14 protein-coding genes are annotated in these 16489 nt (G+C 69.9%); 6 read left to right on the forward strand and 8 right to left on the reverse strand.

The genetic code is table 11. The features are described from left to right. Positions 1 to 52: 52 nt before the first annotated feature. Positions 53 to 883: a hypothetical protein gene (locus tag CMC5_RS38535; protein WP_050435073.1), complete on the forward strand. Its 831-nt coding sequence runs from the start codon at positions 53 to 55 to the stop codon at positions 881 to 883. Further along, positions 880 to 2610 (forward strand): apolipoprotein N-acyltransferase, encoded by a 1731-nt coding sequence (lnt, locus tag CMC5_RS38540; RefSeq protein WP_063796431.1) that lies wholly within the window; start codon positions 880 to 882, stop codon positions 2608 to 2610. The genes CMC5_RS38535 and lnt overlap by 4 nt, the downstream gene beginning before the upstream one ends. On the opposite strand, the gene CMC5_RS38545 is transcribed toward lnt, so the two are convergent. Beyond that, positions 2562 to 3431, reverse strand: coding sequence for a hypothetical protein (locus CMC5_RS38545; RefSeq protein WP_050435074.1), 870 nt, complete (start codon positions 3429 to 3431; stop codon positions 2562 to 2564). The two genes, lnt and CMC5_RS38545, sit on opposite strands and share 49 nt — an antisense overlap. A gap of 4 nt (positions 3432 to 3435) precedes the next feature. Then, the gene (locus tag CMC5_RS38550) at positions 3436 to 4701 is read right to left on the reverse strand and encodes an MFS transporter (RefSeq protein ID WP_050435075.1); all 1266 of its coding nucleotides are present in this window, start codon (positions 4699 to 4701) and stop codon (positions 3436 to 3438) included. A gap of 116 nt (positions 4702 to 4817) precedes the next feature. On the opposite strand from CMC5_RS38550, the gene CMC5_RS38555 reads away from it, so the two are divergent. Both CMC5_RS38555 and CMC5_RS38560 read left to right on the forward strand, forming a co-directional pair. Beyond that, positions 4818 to 6545 carry a MutS-related protein gene (locus CMC5_RS38555; RefSeq protein ID WP_063796432.1) on the forward strand — a complete coding sequence of 576 codons (1728 nt, stop codon included), beginning with the start codon at positions 4818 to 4820 and terminating at the stop codon, positions 6543 to 6545. After that, positions 6511 to 8067, forward strand: coding sequence for a GMC family oxidoreductase (locus tag CMC5_RS38560; RefSeq protein WP_063796433.1), 1557 nt, complete (start codon positions 6511 to 6513; stop codon positions 8065 to 8067). The genes CMC5_RS38555 and CMC5_RS38560 overlap by 35 nt, the downstream gene beginning before the upstream one ends. 93 nt (positions 8068 to 8160) lie before the next feature. Here CMC5_RS38560 and CMC5_RS38565 read toward each other — a convergent pair whose 3' ends face one another. Continuing rightward, positions 8161 to 9069 carry a hypothetical protein gene (locus CMC5_RS38565; RefSeq protein ID WP_050435077.1) on the reverse strand — a complete coding sequence of 303 codons (909 nt, stop codon included), beginning with the start codon at positions 9067 to 9069 and terminating at the stop codon, positions 8161 to 8163. 163 nt (positions 9070 to 9232) lie between these two features. Further along, positions 9233 to 10132, reverse strand: coding sequence for a hypothetical protein (locus CMC5_RS38570; protein WP_156339190.1), 900 nt, complete (start codon positions 10130 to 10132; stop codon positions 9233 to 9235). A gap of 218 nt (positions 10133 to 10350) precedes the next feature. Here CMC5_RS38570 and CMC5_RS38575 point away from each other — a divergent pair, with 218 nt between their 5' ends. Further along, a complete protein-coding gene (locus CMC5_RS38575; RefSeq protein WP_050436379.1) occupies positions 10351 to 11388 on the forward strand; it encodes a zinc-binding dehydrogenase in 1038 nt (345 codons plus the stop codon). 64 nt (positions 11389 to 11452) lie between these two features. Here CMC5_RS38575 and CMC5_RS38580 read toward each other — a convergent pair whose 3' ends face one another. From CMC5_RS38580 to CMC5_RS38590, 3 genes are read right to left on the reverse strand one after another with little or no spacing between them, the layout of a single operon-like run. Continuing rightward, positions 11453 to 12634, reverse strand: a complete 1182-nt coding sequence (locus CMC5_RS38580) for a vWA domain-containing protein (protein ID WP_050435079.1) — start codon at positions 12632 to 12634, stop codon at positions 11453 to 11455. Between the two features lie 3 nt (positions 12635 to 12637). Beyond that, positions 12638 to 13477 (reverse strand): AAA family ATPase, encoded by an 840-nt coding sequence (locus CMC5_RS38585; RefSeq protein WP_050435080.1) that lies wholly within the window; start codon positions 13475 to 13477, stop codon positions 12638 to 12640. 19 nt (positions 13478 to 13496) lie between these two features. Next, entirely contained in the window at positions 13497 to 14534 is a 1038-nt protein-coding gene (locus CMC5_RS38590) for a phospholipase D-like domain-containing protein (protein WP_050436380.1), read from the reverse strand. A gap of 290 nt (positions 14535 to 14824) precedes the next feature. On the opposite strand from CMC5_RS38590, the gene CMC5_RS38595 reads away from it, so the two are divergent. Further along, positions 14825 to 15391 (forward strand): biopolymer transporter ExbD, encoded by a 567-nt coding sequence (locus tag CMC5_RS38595; protein WP_050435081.1) that lies wholly within the window; start codon positions 14825 to 14827, stop codon positions 15389 to 15391. 7 nt (positions 15392 to 15398) lie between these two features. Here the strand turns inward: CMC5_RS38595 and CMC5_RS38600 are convergent, their stop codons facing one another. Then, positions 15399 to 16286, reverse strand: coding sequence for a formate dehydrogenase accessory sulfurtransferase FdhD (locus tag CMC5_RS38600; protein WP_169796786.1), 888 nt, complete (start codon positions 16284 to 16286; stop codon positions 15399 to 15401). Between the last annotated feature and the right edge of the window lie 203 nt (positions 16287 to 16489).

Below are 16489 nucleotides of genomic sequence, written 5' to 3' on the forward strand. Positions count from 1 at the left end.
CCTCGCGCCGGGCGCCGTGCTCGCGCGCGAGGGGCTGATAGGCTGTCGAGGAATGAAGTCGAAGCGCTCTGCGAGCCAGCTCAGCGGTGCCCCCCGGCGCTCGGTCGACGAGGACGGGGTGGTGCGGATCGAGCTGTCGCAGGGCGCGCGACGTTTTCTCGGCCCCAGGGCGGCGCTCGTCGCGCTGGGAGCCGTGATCGTGCTGGGGGTAGGGCTCTGGTTCGGTGTGCGACCCAGGAGCGGGGTGGAGAATGGCGGTGGTCCGGGGGATGGAGCGCGCGAGGCGCGGCTCTCCTCACGAGGCCGGGCAGGCCATTCGACGCGCGGTGGGGTCGAGTCAGGGCGGTCGTCGCGAGGCGCTGACGCGCTGGCGAGGTGGGGGATGCCGTCGGGTCGGGGAAGCTCGGGGGACGCCGAGGAAGCTGCGCGAGGCGCTGGGCTGGCAGGCGAGCCGGGAGACGACGAAGGCGAAGGCGAAGCCGGGGAGGATGAGCTGGGGTTCGAGGCGCCCGACAAAGCGTCGGGAGAGCGGACCGGGCTCGCGGCCTTTCCGCCGCACGGGACCAAGAAGATCAAAGAGGGCCTCGTGGTGCCCGACGATTTTCCTCTGCCACCCGGCTACGTCCGCCACTACCAGGCGACGGACAAAGGGCAGATGCTCGAAGCCATTTTGATGTTCCATCCCGATTACCAACCCGTCGATGCGCAGGGGAATCCCATCGCGCTGCCAGCCGATCGGGTGGTGCCCCCGGACATGATGCCCGAGGGGCTGCCTGGCGAGCGGCTACAGGTCCCTGAGGACGCCTACGGCAGCCAGAACGAGCCGGAAGGTCCTCCGGGCGAGGGGGACACCGGGGATCACGAGGCGGACCCGACTCCATGAGTTCCCTGAAAGCGGGCGTGGAGCGCTGGCTACCACGCCACACGGCGCGAGGCCGCTGGGCGAGGTGCGTGGTGGGCGCCGCCGCGACGGCGTGCCTCCTCGCGGTCTGCGGTCGCATGGAGGCCCCCTGGTTCGCGCTGCTGTTCGTCGCGCTCGTGCCGTGGCTCTGGGCGCTCGACAGCGCAGACTCGACGGCCGAGGCGACGGCTGCAGGCGCGATGCTGAGCGTCGCCTTTGCTGGCCTGGTCTTCCCGTGGTTTCCCTCCACGGTCGAGCGCTACTCGGGCGCGGGTTCGCTTCCCGTGTGGCTGCTGTTCCTCGTGGCCGCACCGCTGCTGGAGCCGCAGTTCATCGCCTTCGCGCTGGTGCGGCATCTGGCGCGGAAGCGGGTCCCCTTCCTCGGCGCGAGCGCGGCCGCGGCGATGGTGTACGTGGGGACCGAGCTGGTGCTCCCGAAGCTGTTCTTCGACACGCTCGGTCTCGGGCTGTACCCCTCCGTGTACCTGCGCCAGGGCGCAGATCTGCTCGGTGTTCACGGTCTCACGCTGCTGGTGCTCGCCACCAACGAGCTCGTCCGCACCTCCCTGCGTCGAGCCGCCGACGCCCCGGGTGCCGCGCCGAGCGCAGGGCGAGCCCCCACGCCCATGTCCACACGCACGGTCCGCGCGCTGGTCTGCGCGCTCGGCCTCGTCGCCCTCGCCACCGGCTACGGCGCGCTGCGGGTCGCTCAGCTTCGAGAAAGCACTGACGGGAGCGGGCACGTCGTCGGGATCGTCCAGGCGAACATCACCAGCTACGACAAGCTCCGGGCCGAGAAGGGCGCCTTCGAGACGGTGCGCCTGATCCTGGAGACGCACATGGCGCTGTCCGAGCAGATCCGTGAGCGCAGCCAGCCCGACCTCATCGTGTGGCCAGAGACGGTCTACCCGACGACCTTCGGTAACCCGAAGAGCGAGGCGGGTGCCGCCTTCGACGACGAGATCCGAGGCCTGGTGGGGGAGACGGGGATCCCGCTCGTCTTCGGGGCTTACGACGCCGAAGCCGGGCGCGAGTTCAACGCTGCCTTCTTCCTCGGCGCACCCGGGCGTGAGCGCCCTCCGACGAGCTACCGCAAGCGCATGCTGTTCCCGCTCACGGAGTGGGTCCCCGCCGCGATCGACTCCGACTGGCTGCGCCGTGAGCTGCCCTGGTTGGGGCACTGGGAGCGAGGCCCGGGGGCTCGGGTGGTGGAGCTTCCGCTCCGCGGCGACAGGTCGCTCTCGGTGGTGCCGCTCATCTGCTACGATGTCCTGTTCCCGGGCTTCGTGGCGGAGGCGGCGCGAGGTGGCGCGGATCTGATCGTCACGCTCTCCAACGACTCGTGGTTCCCGGACGAGCGCGCGCCGCGATTGCACCTGATCTCGGCGGCTTTCCGGAGCGTGGAGACGCGGCTGCCCCAGGTGCGGGCCACGAACTCCGGAATCTCGGCGATGATCGCCCCCACGGGCGAGCTGCTCGCGACGACGGCGTGGGATCGGCGTGAGACCCTGGTCGGCCGCCTCGGGAGCACAGGACGCAGCGTGACCCTGGCCATGGTGCTCGGACCCTGGCTGGGTCCGCTGCTGCTGGGCGGCGCGCTCGTGCTGCTCTTCGCCTTGCGGCGTCGGCCGGGCTTGCGGGAGCCAGGGGAACCGCTGCCTCAGAGCAAGAGGCGGAAGAGGACGAAGCCAGGCACCAGGACGAAGTAGGCCACGAAGCAGATCCCCTCGACTCCGCGGCGAATCCCGCTCGCCCAGCGCGGGACGGCGACGGTGATGGGGAGCGCGAGCGCCTCCGTGAGGACACGCCAGACGCTGGCGTAGACGAGGAGGCCTCCAGCGGTGCCCATCCAGAAGTCCGCAAATGTCTTCAGGTACGAGGCCAGCCCGAACAGGCGGTACTGTCCGAACGGCGACCCGAAGACGATCATCTGGTGCAGCCGGAAGGTGATCACCGTCAGCACGAGCGGGGCGAGCCCGTGTTTGATCCCCAGGAAGACCCACCCGCGACGACCGAGCTGTGACCGCGCGGTGACGTAAGCGAGGGCCCCCGAGCGCGGCGGCGCAGCCTCCACCGGAAGTACCGACGTCAGCGCCGCGAGCAGCGCGCTCGGCTTCGACGCTTCGAGATGATGGCGAAAGGTGCGCCCCGAGCTCATCCGGAGGCTGACGCCACCTCCGGGGAAAGGAAGCCGCCAGGGTTGCACCGTCTTGATCGACGTCAGCGGGATCTCGAAGCGGGTCCCTCCGCGCACCAGCGCCAGGGTCTCGGGCAAGACCTCCAGGGTGGCACGCCCGAGGTGGCGGAGAGCGCCGACCAGCAGCAACGGCACGCCCGAGAACAGGGTGAGACCGAGCGCCACCGTGCGGGGTGGCGCCGTCTCCGTTCCCTCGAGGATGTCGTAGACGAGGTGAGCCGCGACATAGAGGACGTTGAGCACCGCGATGGCTTGCAGCACCACCGCGCCGACGCGAGCAGGGGTCGACCAGGCGCGGAGCGCGAGCGGCGCGGGGGAAGGCGTGCTCTCCACAGGCTCAGGATCCTGCCGCCGCCTCGGCCTCGGGGGAGGCGGTCACCGGCGCCGCACCCTGCCGCCGCGAGGCAGGATCGTCCTGGAAGAAGACCATCGTGAACAGGACGAACACCGCCCACAGCGCGCCGAGGTGGTAGAGCATCATCTCCCCGCCATAGCGCTTGAAGATGATCCCCACGATCGGCGGCCCCATCAGCATGCCGCTCGCGTAGAACACGTTGTAGATCGAGTTGGCGCGGCTGTAGTCGCGCGGGTGCGTGACCACCCCGGTCAGCGCGAGGGCCACAGGCGACATCGAAGCCAAGGTCGCGCCGGCGCCGACGACGATTCCGCACATCAGCCAGTACGAGTCGAGGAACACGAAGCCCAGCGTGCAAAGCATCCCGCCGAAGGAGAGCAGCCGCACGATGCGCAGGTGGCCGACCCGGTCGGCGACGCGGCCAGCGAGGTTCGAGAAGGTCAGCATGCCCAGGCAGAAGAGGCCGGGCAGGATGATCGTGTCCTCGCGGGGGATTCCCTTCGACTCGATCAGGAACAGCGGCAGGAACAGCACCAGCGAGGCCTGGAAGTACCCGTAAGCGTAGGCGCCGAAGCAGGAGGTCTTGATGCGCCAGAGGAGCGTGAGGCTGCTGGGCCGCTCGCTCTCCGACACCTCGCCCAGCGTCTTCTCGCCCTCCTCGATGTCGTCGCTGCCGTGGACGGCACCGGGGAGCGGCGCGTCCTTGGGCAGGCGCAGCCCGAGGTAGAGGGTGGACGCGAGGGCGAAGGCGCCCGCGATGAGGAACGCCGACTGGACGGAGAGGACCTGGGTGATGCCCTTGGCGAGGATCGGCCCGATGACGTAACCGCTGGAGAGCCAGATCGCATACAGCGACGTCAGGTGGGCCTTGTGCTTCTTGTCGGTGCGGAAGAGGAGCAGGGTCTCGGAGCTGACCCAGACGCCGACCGAGAAGAGACCATCGAAGAAGCGCAGGGCCGCGATGGAGCCGTAGCTCGGCATGAACGGGAACGCGGCGACGCACAGGGCGTAGCCGAGCATCACCGTGGTGAGCGTGCGCTTGCCGGTGAACTTCCGGATGAAGAACCCGACGGGGATGGCGAAGAGGACGAGCCCCGAGGCGAAGAAGATCGCCAGCGTCCCGATGTCCTGCTTCGAGTAGCCCTGCGCGTCGAGGTGGAGAGAGGTCAGCGCGATCGAGATGCCGCAGGCCAGTCCAAAGAGGAAAGTGCCTCGAAAAAGGCGACTCAGGTGAAGGTCGGGACGCACCGGCGCATCCTACACGAGCGGCCAGGTCGGCCGAGAGTTCCCGGCGAAACGCCCCCGGGGGGAACATTGCCGGCCCCGAGGTGTCGGGATACGGTCCCTCGTGGCGCGTAGCGCGCGTGGCACATCGAGCGCCGTGGCTCGTCGCTCCGCGCCTCGGGCTGGCGATCCCCCGTACCTCCATGACCCAGCCACCCGCCGCAACACGGCCCATCCCCGATCTCCTCTCCCCGCGGGCCTCGATCCGGCTCGATCTCGTCGAGCTGCGCCAGGACCTGGTGTTCGCGTTCGCCACCCGGGGCGAGCAAGACACCTTCGAGCGGGTGCTCGGAGACACCAAGCTGCCAGCCTCGCGCTGGGACCGTGCTTGCTTCGGACGTGACCTCTTCCTCGAAGAGCTCGTCCAGCGGGCGCTGCCCGTGCGCATCGACGGACGCACCTACGCCCCCAACCTGACCTACCTGCTGCGGGTGATCACCTCGCCCCCGGAGGACCTCGAGGTCGTGGGCTTCCGCCGCGCCATCTTCGAGGAGCTGGTCGAACGCGAGCCCCTGCGACGCGAGCTGGAGCAGACCTACCTCGCCATCACCAAGCTGCGGCAGATGCTCTGCGCCGGCCGCCTGGCCACGGCGCGGGGTCGCCGGCTGGAGATCCTCCGCGCAGCGCACGGCGCGTTCACCACCCTGGCCAACGCCTTCGAGGGAGCCAGCTCCGGCCTCGCGCGCCTGCGCGCCTTCGGGGAGGCCGTGCGCGCCTCCCCTGTTTTCGAGCGCCTGGACGCCCTGCTCGACCACGAGCAGCACCTCGGTACCCTGGACGTGCGGGTACGCGTCGGCGCGGATGGTGAGCTGCGCAGCTTCCACATCGTCGCGATCCGCGAGAACCGCGACAACCCCTTCTACACATCGCCCATCGCGCGCTTCTTCAGCCGCCTCCGGCTGTTCTTCCGCGGCTTCCGGCTCAATGGCGACGAGGTCGCCGAGGGACTGCTCGACGATGTGTTCACCGGCCTGGAAGAGCCGCTGGCACTCCTTTTCCAGGTACACGGGGACATCGAGTTCTACCTGGCTGGCCTCGGCCTCCGGGATCTCGCCCGCAGCAAGAACCTCGACGTGTGCTTGCCGGAGCTCGTGCCCTCTGGCGAGGGTGGCATGGACATCGAGGGGCTCTTCAACCCCCTGCTCCTCCGAGGCCGCTCGAGTCCAGTGCCGTGCACGCTGCGCACGGTCGCCTTCGGCTCGGTGGTCATCGTCACGGGCCCGAACTCGGGCGGCAAGACGAGGCTGCTCCAGGCCATCGCCCTCACGCAGCTCCTCGGGCAAGCCGGCATGTTCGTGCCCGCACGGCGAGCACGGCTCCCGCTCGTTTCGGGGCTCTTCGTCTCCCTCATCGAGGAAGCGCGCGCCGACCAGCCAGAGGGCCAGCTCGGGATGGAGCTGCTCAGGATCCGGCGCATGTTCGAGGAGATCTCCATGGGCGCCCTCGTCCTGCTCGACGAGCTGTGCTCCGGGACCAACCCTTCCGAAGGCGAGGAGATCGCACGCCTCGTGATCTCCCTCCTGCCGGAAGTCGAAGCGCAGACGTTCATCACCACCCACCTCCTCCAGCTCGCCGAGCACCTGGCCGCCGAGCGACCCATCGCGCAGATGGAGTTCTTGCAGGTGGAACTCGACGCGCGCGAGCAGCCCACCTACGGCTTCGTCCCTGGCGTCGCCCGCAGCTCCCTCGCCCACAAGACGGCAGCTCGGCTCGGCGTCACGCGCGACGAGCTGCTCGCGCTGATCGCCACCAAGCGGTATACCGGCACACACCGTGTCGACGTCCCCGTCCCCCACGAGCCCCGCTGATCTCGTCGTCGTGGGCGCCGGTGCAGCGGGCGCCGTCATCGCCTCACGGGTGACCGAGCGCGCGGACCGTGAGGTCCTGCTCCTCGAAGCCGGCCCCGACTACATCGATACCGGCGAGCCAGGACGGCTTCCCCCGGATCTCGTCGATGGCGGTCGGAACTCGTGGCGCCAGCACGACTGGGGCTACCGCCACCGGCCCACGCCGAGCCAGATACTGTTCGTCTTCCCCCGCGGCCGGGTGGTCGGCGGCAGCTCGGCGGTCAACACCTGCATCGCCCTCCGACCCAAGCCCTACGACCTCGACGAGTGGGCGGCGCTCGGTCTCTCCGACTGGAGCTGGGAACGCTGCCTCCCGTACTTCCGTCGCCTGGAGGACGATCGCGATTTCGACACGCCCTGGCATGGCCGCGGAGGCCCGGTCCCCATCCGCCGCCACCCGCCGGAGGAGCTGGTGACCTTCCAGGCCGCCTTCGTGGAGGCCGCCCGCGCCCTCGGCTACCCCGCCCTCACCGACACCAACGACCCGGCCCTCGACGGCGGCGTGGGCCCGCACGCGATGAACAAGATCGACGGCGTCCGCATGAGCGCCGCGCGCTGCTACCTGACCCCCGCCGTGCGCGAGCGCCCTGGCCTGCACCTCTCGGCCCGCACCGTGGTGCGGCGCGTGGTCTTCCACAACCAGCGCGTCGAGGCCGTGGAGATCGAGCGCGACGGCCGCATCGAGCGCATCGCCACCCGGAAGGTCGTCCTCTCGGCGGGCGCGATCGCGACACCAGGCATCCTGCTCCGCAGCGGCGTGGGGCCGCGCGACGAGGTGGCGCGCCTCGGCGTCGAGCTGGTGGCGGACGTACCGGCGGTGGGTGCGAAGCTCCTCGACCACCCGGGTGCCGCGCTCTTCCTGCTCCCCCGCGGTCGATTCTGCCGGACCACCGACCCTTTGATCCAGACGGTCCTTCGCTACACCTCGATGGACAGCCCCCACCCGCTCGACATGCTGGTGCAGCCCGGCTCGTACGTCCCGATCCACCCTCGCCTCAACCTGCCGCTCTTCAGCATCATGTGCTGCGTCGGCAAGCCGCGAGGCCACGGCACGCTGCGCTTCCTCAGCGCCGACGCCAAGGCTGGCCCCCACATCGACTCGAAGCTGCTCGTGAACCGCGACGACCACGCGAAGGCCGTCGAGGCGATGATGCTCGCCCGCGAACTCGCCGGCACCGCCCCCATCCGCCGCCTCGCGCGCCCCCTCTGGCCTGGCGCACGCACGCTCGCCGATCGCGCCCGCATTGGTGCCTGGATCCACCGGAGCTGCGACTCCGGCTACCACCCTTGCGGAACCGTCCCGATGGGCCCTGAAGGCGATCTCGCAGCGGCCGTCGACGGCCGAGGGCGGGTCCGCGGCGTCGACGGCCTGATCGTGGCCGACGCCAGCTTGATGCCCACCATCCCCAGCGTGAACACCCACCTCACCACGCTGATGATCGGCGAGCGCTTCGGCGAGTGGCTGCGCGACGGAGCGCTTTAGCCTCGTCGCGCGCTCCTCTTGCAGCCCCGGTGGGCGCTCCCGCCACGCCGCCGCGCAGCGCCCACCGCGCGCGGCGACCGTGCCTCGGCCTCGTCAGCCGGCGCAGCCCTCGAGCGCGGCGACCATGACCCAGAAGGCCCGCGCCTTGTTCTCGCAGCTCTCCTGCGTCGTGTGCGAGTACTCGTAGCCGTTCGAGCCGTCGTCGACGACGTACCGCGGGTGCTCCATCGGGATCTCCACCCCGCCCACCGTCCTCGTGCTGTGATCATCGCCGTACCAGGCGTCGAGATCCTCGAAGTCGTAGAGGATCTTGCCGTACGTCTGCGCGTACTCGCGGATCTGCTGGTTACGCTGAGTCCGGTTCACCCCCTCGTACTCCTCCTCCGCCGTGCCGGTCATGTAGACGAACGTCACGTCCGGGAATTCCTCTTCGAGCTGCGACATGACCGTGAGGTACTGGTCGACGGTCTGCTCCGTCTGCGCCGAGATCTCGTAGGACCATGCCCACATCGAGTACTTGATCGACGGGTTCTCGCTCAGGATGGCGCGCACCCCCTCGATGCCCGCCGGGGTGGACCAGTAGCCCTCGTCCCGGTTCGAGTCCTCGTAGGTCCTCATGCCGTCCCATACCTTGAGCACGTCGGTCTCGTCGGGGATGCCCAGGACCTCGGCCTCGAAGCCGTAAAGTGGGTTCTTCGCCTCCAGGCTCTCGGCGCCCGAGGTGATCTGACCGCCGTGCGAACGGTGCACGTAGTGGAACACGAAGTCCGACGACTTGATCTGGTTGATGCAGCTCTCGGGGATCTGCTCCAGGCCAGTGAGCGTGTGATCGAACGTGCGGGCGTCCGCGGGGTTGCCTGTCGGGGTGTAGGTGGTGGTGCTGGTGGAGCTGGTGGTCCCGCCGCTCGTCGACTCACCGTCGTCGCCCCCGCAGGCAACGGTCGTGAGAGGAAGAATCAAGCCGAAGACCAGGGGGCTGAGAGAACGCTGAAGTCGGATCATGGTGCCTCACCGTCGCTGATAGCATCGATCCTGCCAGCGTCGAACCGCGCGCGCAGGCCGAGACCCCCGCGGCCTCACCGTGATCAGGGTGTCACGGGGGAGGCGAACTTTGCGGGACGGTCGACAGCCACGGGCCTGCCGCAGCGCACTGCCGCGTGGCGCTCTACTTGCGTCGCTTGACCCGGGGTCGGAGGGCGACCACCTGCGCCGCTCTGCCGTCCGGGCCGCCTGGCGAAGGAGGCGCCGGGGGCAACGAAAGCACCAGCCGCTCGATGCGCGGCAGGGCGTGGAGCGTGGCCGCCTCGGCGTGCAGCTCCGAGAAGGGACCGTCGAACGCGATCACGAGAAGGTAGATGTTCGCGAACGCTCGCGTGAGCAGGCCGAACCCGTCCTCGTGCACCGACTCCCGCAGGTGCGCCGGGTGGGACGACTCGGCCACCAGCCGACGCGCCACCGTCATCGACCGCGCCACCAGCACGTAGCGACGCCAGCCCGCCGCCGTGCGCACCGTCTGACCCGCGCGGCGCCGGATCGCCCGGATCTCGCGCCCGAACTCCGCGGCCATGCCCTCGCTGATCGGCGCCTTCGCCAGTGCTGGGCCCAGCGACCCCTCCCCGGCAACGAGCAGCGCCGCCAGATCCAGCCCGGCCGCGCGCGCCCGCTCCTCGACCACCGCGGCCTTCAGCGCAGCCGCCACGTCCTCTTCCGGATCACGGCTCGCGTCGGAGCTACCCCAGAGCACCGGCGACGTCATGTCGATGACCACCGCGTCTCCGCCGCCCGCGCGGGCCGCCAGGTCGGCGAGCGACGCCGCGAGCGCCTGCGCCACCGGGATACGTCCGCTCGGCTGATCCACGTGCGCGACTCCGGTCGCCAGACCGGCGAACGACTCGACCAGCGTCTCCAGCCGAGCGCGATGTTCCTCCACATCGGACGGAGGGCCATCGAAGAGCGCGACGATGCGCCAGCCGCTCCCCAGCTCGCGCCAGAGCACATCGGGAGCATCGGGTGGATCGCCCCCGATCTCGATGCGGGCGTTCTTGGCGCCGAGCTCGCGCCGCACGAGCTCCACAAGGCGAATCAGCGGGCCTTCAGGCACAGGGTGAGCCTAGTCTCGGCCGCCCCCAATCGCAACGAGCCGCCCCCCCTTCCCCAGCCGACCCGAGGCCTGATCCGTACCCGTCGCGGACAGCAGGCCCCGCGCCCTGCCCACACGCCGTGGAGGCCTGCCCCACCTGGGGCGACTTGGGGCAGCGCCTCGACCTCGGTAGGCTCGCGCGCATGCAGACCGAAGCGATCGTGATCAACCGTCACGGCGGCCCCGAGGTGCTGGAGAGGCAGACGATCGAGCTGCCCGAGCCCGGCCCGCGTGAGGTCCGCGTCCGGGTCCACGCGGTGTCCATCAACCACCTCGACCTGTGGACCCGACGCGGAGGCCCCGCCTTCAAGCTCCAGTTCCCGCACCGCCTCGGCTCCGACATCGCCGGGGTCGTGGATGCCCTCGGCCCCGGGGCGCGGGGCGCGACCGTCGGCCAGCGGGTCATGGTCTCTCCAGGCCTCTCCTGCGGCGTCTGCCGCGCTTGCACCGCCGGCCGCGACAACCTCTGCCGCAGCTACCGCATCCTCGGCGAGAACACCCAGGGGGGCTACGCCCGCCACGTCAACGTCCCCGACCAGAACCTCCTCCCCATCGGCGACACCCTCGGCTTCCCCGAGGCCGCCGCGGCGCCGCTCGTCACCCTGACCGCCTGGCAGATGGCCTTCCACAAGGCCCAGCTACGGCCCGGGCAGACCGTGGTGGTCCATGCCGCCGGCAGCGGCGTCTCCACCATCCTCATCCAGCTCGCCAAGCTCATCGGCGCCCGGGTCATCGCCACCACCGGCTCACCCGAGAAGGTCGAGCGCGCGCGGGCCCTCGGCGCCGACGAGGTCATCGACACGTCGAAGAGCGCTTACGTCCCCGAGATCAAGCGCCTCACGGGCAAGGCGGGCGCCGACGTCATCTTCGACCACCTCGGCGGCACCTTCCTGGAGCAGGCCGTCGCCGCCGCCGCCTGGGGGGGACGCATCGTCACCTGCGGCGCCACCGCGGGCTTCGACGTGAAGCTCGACATGCGGCAGATCTTCTTCCGCCAGGTCGAGATCCTCGGATCGACCATGGGCAGCAAGGGCGACCTCGCCGAGGCCCTCCCACTCCTCCTCTCGGGCCGCCTCCGCGCCCCCGTCGACCGCGTCGTCCCCCTCTGGGAAGCCCGCGCCGCCCACGAGGCGCTGGAAGCCCGCCAGGTGTTCGGGAAGGTCATCCTCGCCGTGGACTGACCCTCGGCGCGCCATGCGCTCGGCAGCAGCCACGGCTCACACCGCGACCGCCGCACGCGCCGACTCACGCCTTCCGGCCGCCCCGGATCAGCTCCGCCACCGCGTCGCCGAGCCCCTCCAGCGTCATCGCGAACATCGGGAACACCGTCCGGATCGCGTCCACCGTCGGGTGCGCGATCGGCCCCACTCCATCCGGATTCAGCCACACCGCCCGGTCGAAGTGCTCGCGCAGCATCCCCAGCCAGGCGATCCCCGGCATCCGCCCCTCGTCGCCCCAGCCCGAGCTGCCGAGCAGCTCGTAAGGCGCCATCGACGCGTCCCCCACCAGCACCAGCTTGTAGTGCGGTCCGCACTCGCGCAGCAGGTCGCGCACCGAGACGGGGTCGAGCATCCCCTCCGTCCGGTAGACCTTTCCGTAGATGCAGTTGTGGAAGTAGTAGGTGCGCAGCTCCTTCCAGTGCGTCGCCCGTTTCGCCGCGCTGAAGACCTGCGACATCAGCGCCGCGTACGGATCCATCGACCCGCCCACGTCCATCATCAGGATCACCCGCGTGTTCGGGCGCCGCGGCGGCCGGGTCACCACCTCCAGCTCGCCTGCGTTGCGCGCCGTCGCGTCGATGGTGCCCTCGATGTCCAGCTCGTGTTCGCCGCCTTCGCGCACGAACGCCCGCAGCTTGCGCAGCGCCACCTCGATCTGCCGCACGTCGAGCACCAGATCGCTCCGGTAAGGCCGGTATTTCCGCGCGTCCGCGGTGCGCATCGCGCCACCCCGGCCGCCCTTGCCCTGACCGCCCACCGAGATCCCATCCGGGTGGTAGCCGTTGTTGCCGAACGGCGACGTCCCGCCCGTCCCGATCCAGCGGTTGCCTCCGTCGTGCCGCTCCTTCTGCTCGCGCAGCCGCTCCTCGAAGCGGCGCAGCACCTCTTCCAGATCGAGCCGCTCGATGTTCGCCTTCTCCTCCTCGGACAGCTCCCGCATCGTGTACGGGTTCTTCAGCCAGGAGAGCAGCTCCTCGGTGAGCTGCTTGGCCTCCACCGCCACCCCCTTGAAGGTCTTGGCGAAGGCCAGATCGAAGTCGTCCAGGTGCGCCTCCGAGTGCACCAGCATCGCCCTGGCCACGTGGTAGAAGCCGTCGAGCGACGACTCGTGCACCCCCGCCACGAGCGCCCGCGCCAGCGCCACCGCCTCCTGCGCTCCCACGGGCACCTTGCGGGCCCGCAGCTCGTAGAGCAGCTCGACGAACATGGCTTACGACCGGTAGCGCCGCCCGCCGGCGAGCTGATCGGCGAGTGCCACGAGGTCCTGCTCCTTCTTCAGCAGCGCCCCCAGGAACGGCATCGACTTGTCGAGCTTCACCTCGGCGATCCCTGCCTTTCGCAGCACCGAGATCCAGTCGATCAGCTCGCTCGTCGACGGTCGCTTGCGCAGCTTCGTGTTCGCCCGCAGCTCGTAGAACGCCCGCATCGCCTGGTCCGCAAGCGATGCCTCCAGATCCGGGTGATGGACCCGCACGATCTGCCGCATGAACTCCGGCTCCGGGAAGTCGATGAAGTGGAACACGCACCGCCGCAGGAAGGCGTCCGGCAGCTCCTTCTCGTTGTTGCTGGTGATCACCACCACCGGCCGCTGCTGCGCGACGACCTCCTCCCCCGTCTCCACCACCCGGAACCGCATCCGATCCAGCTCGTGGAGCAGATCGTTCGGGAACTCCAGGTCGGCCTTGTCCACCTCGTCGATGAGCAGCACCACCCGCTTCGGCGAGGCGAACGCGCGCCCCAGCGGCCCGAGCTTGATGTACCGCTTGATGTCGCGCACATCCCCGTCGCCGAAGCGCGAGTCGTAGAGGCGCTGCACCGTGTCGTACACGTAGAGCCCGTCCTGCGCCCGCGTGGTGCTCTTCACGTGCCAGGGCAGAAGCTCCAGCCCCAGCCCTTCGGCGATGGACTCGGCGAGCAACGTCTTGCCCGTGCCGGGCTCCCCCTTGACCAGCAGCGGACGCTCGAGGACGAGCGCACAGTTGACGGCAGCCTCGAGCGATTCGTTGGTGAGATAGCGTTCGGTGCCGCGGAAGCGGCGGAAGTCCGTCATGAGGGCGGACTTTAGCACCTCATAGCCACTCTCGCGCCAGGTAGGCCGTCCAGGAGGCCGCTCGCTCCAGCAACGATCGCTTCCGCCACTGCTTCTCGGTGATCTCCTCGCACGACCCCAGATCCTCGAGGAACATGCGCTCCACCGCCGCCGCGAAGCGCTCGTCCTCCACGATGGCGTTCACCTCGAGGTTCTTGCGGAGCGACTGCGCATCGAGGTTCGACGACCCCACCGTGGACCAGCGCCCATCGATGACCGCCGTCTTCGCGTGCAGCACCCGCCCCCGCCACTCGTAGAGCTTCACCCCCGCCTTCAGCATGCGCCCGTAGATCCCCCGCGACGCGAACAGCACCGCGGGCACGTCGGTGGTCCCCGCGACCATCACCCGCACGTCCACCCCCCGGCGGGCCGCCTCGTTGATCGCGTGGATCATCCTGAGCGGCGGCAGAAAGTACGCGTTGGTGATCCACAGCCGGCGCGTCGACCGATCGATCGCGTGCCGGTACTCGTCGCGCACCCACCGCCTCCGTCGCGGCAGCCCCGTCCCCACGATCCGCACCTGGGGATCCGCCCGGCGCCCCTCGACGCCGTACCGCCGATCATCGAGCGGCGGCCCTCCGGATCGGCGCCATGTCCGCAGGAACAGGTACTGAAGCTCCGCCGCCGCTGGCCCCTCCAGGAGGAGCTGTGTGTCCCGCCACCCGGCGCCCCCATCCTCCGGCGAAGCGTAATCGTCGGCGATGTTCATCCCGCCGGTGACGCCCACGTAGCTGTCCACCACCAGGATCTTGCGGTGGTTCCGCCGGGCGAACTTCTCGAACGGCGTGTTCACCGCGAAGGGCCGGAACGCCACCGTCCGCACCCCGGCAGCCCGCAGATCCGCGATGTACGCCGCGGACACCGACGAGCCCCACGCATCGTAGAGCAGGTTCACCTCGACCCCGGCAGCTGCCCGCTCCGCCAGCGCCTCGGCAAAGCGTTCCCCCGTGCGATCGCTCCGCAGGATGTACGTCTCCAGGCAGACCGTGCGCTCCGCGCGTGCGATCGCGCGCAGCATCGCCGGAAACGCCTGTTCCCCATCGCGGAGCAGCGCCAGACGATGTGCGCCGACCTGGAGATCGGCGAACGGTGCGGAGATCGGAGTGGTGGACGTGAGATTCCTATAGCGCGGCCCGTCCTGCCGACCGGTGAAAAAGTGCAGCCCGGAACGAAGCGGCGCCTCCGTCATTTTCTCCGGAACTTCCCCTGAGCCCGGGCCTCCCTCCCCTCGCGACCGCGTGAAGGGCGCAGCACGCCCCTGGCTCCGGACGATCTTCGTCCGGCCCTCACGCGTGCGAGGAGGCAACGATGGGTGGCGTCGACGTGGGCGGCAGCTCCGAGAAGCGGCCGACGAATACAGACATCAACATGATCCCCTTCATCGACCTCTTGATGGTGACCATCACCTTCCTGCTCCTCACCGCCGTGTGGGTCACCAACTCCCGCATGGAGGTCAACGCGCAGGTCCCGGCACTGGAAGGGTGCGGCGAGAGCTGCCCCAAGGAGAACCCTGCCACGCTCCACGTCCACCTCGACGACGACACCTTCACCCTCGCGTGGAAGGAAGGCGCCGTCCTGGTGAGCGAGAACAAGCTTCCGAAGCAATCCATCCAGGTCGGCAAGGACGGCATGACCGCCATCCGCTATCCCGGGCTGGCCGACGCCATCCGGAGCGAGTGGCAGCGCGCTGGCGCGCACCGCGACGCCACCGACCGCAAGCTCGATCAAGCCGTCCTCCACACCGCCAACGGCACCCCGTTCAGCGAGGTCGTCGCAGCGCTCGACGCCATCAATGCCGCCCGCCGCGAGATGGCTCTCGCCGACGGCAGCCGCATCGAGGTCGCGGCGTTCAGCACCACCTTCGCAGCGCGTTGACCGTCGCTCAAGCGCTCAGTGCCGGGGTGAGCGGCTCACCGAGGCGCTCGGGGCAGGAGTAGATGCGAAGCGAGCCGTCGCGGCCCAGCGTGACGAGCGTGACGCGCAAGGCGACGGCGAGACCCACGGTGAGGGCACTGCCGGGCGAGTCGCTCACGATCACCGGGATGCGCGCGGCGGCCGTCTTCTGGACCAGCTCGAAGCTCGGCGACCCGTTCACCGCCAGCACCGCGGGGCGCTCGCTGTCGGACAGGGCGCGGGCGCCGCTGCCGAGGCGGCGCTGACGCAGCAGCTCACCGATCACTTTGTCGGCGGCATTGGGGCGGCCGATGTCGGCGTGCGCCGAGAGGAACTCGCCGTCGACGCTGAAGGCGGCCACGACCTCGAGGCCCCGGAACCGCGGCTCGCCCGTGAAGATGTGGCCGAAGCGGACGGCGCACCCGGCGATCGTCGCGGTCGACAGCGTGGGCCCCTGGACGAGCGCACCGGTCGGGATCGCCCGCGGGCTGGGAGGATGTCGGCCACAGACCGCGTGCAGGACCGTGAAGCGCCGGCTGTCGAGGGCACGCTCGATGTCGAGATCGACGTTGGGCGCCGAGGTGACGTCGATCATGTCCCGCTCGCCGTCCGGACCGGCAACGCGGCCCGGCGTGGTGCCCATCACGTCGTCGAGCGAGCGGATGACCCCCTCGCAGCAGAGAAACCCGAGCGCCAGCTCCTCGTCGGCTCCTGGCGTCCGCAGCGTCAAGGCGACCGGCTCGCCATCCACGCGGATCTCGAGCGGCTCCTCCCGGGTCGGGACATCACGCTGGGCGTGCGACGGCTCCTGCACCCGCTCTCTCAGAAACACGTCCGAGCGCTCCAGGGTGTTGCTCGTGTTTTCCCGCGACACCATCTGTCCCATCTTCCCTCCACTCCAGCGCGTGCAGCCTCGCAGCCGTCTGCAACCTCGTGGCCAGCCCGTGATCCGCGGTGCGGACGGACCTCCTGGAGGCAACGCCCGACAGCGCGTGCAGCGCTCTCCCGCGCGCCGCCCCACAAACGAAGCCCCGGTGTACAAGGGATTCGCATTCATCACGTAGGACCACACGTCGCACG

This window comes from Chondromyces crocatus (assembly GCF_001189295.1).
Lineage (GTDB): Bacteria > Myxococcota_A > Polyangia > Polyangiales > Polyangiaceae > Chondromyces > Chondromyces crocatus.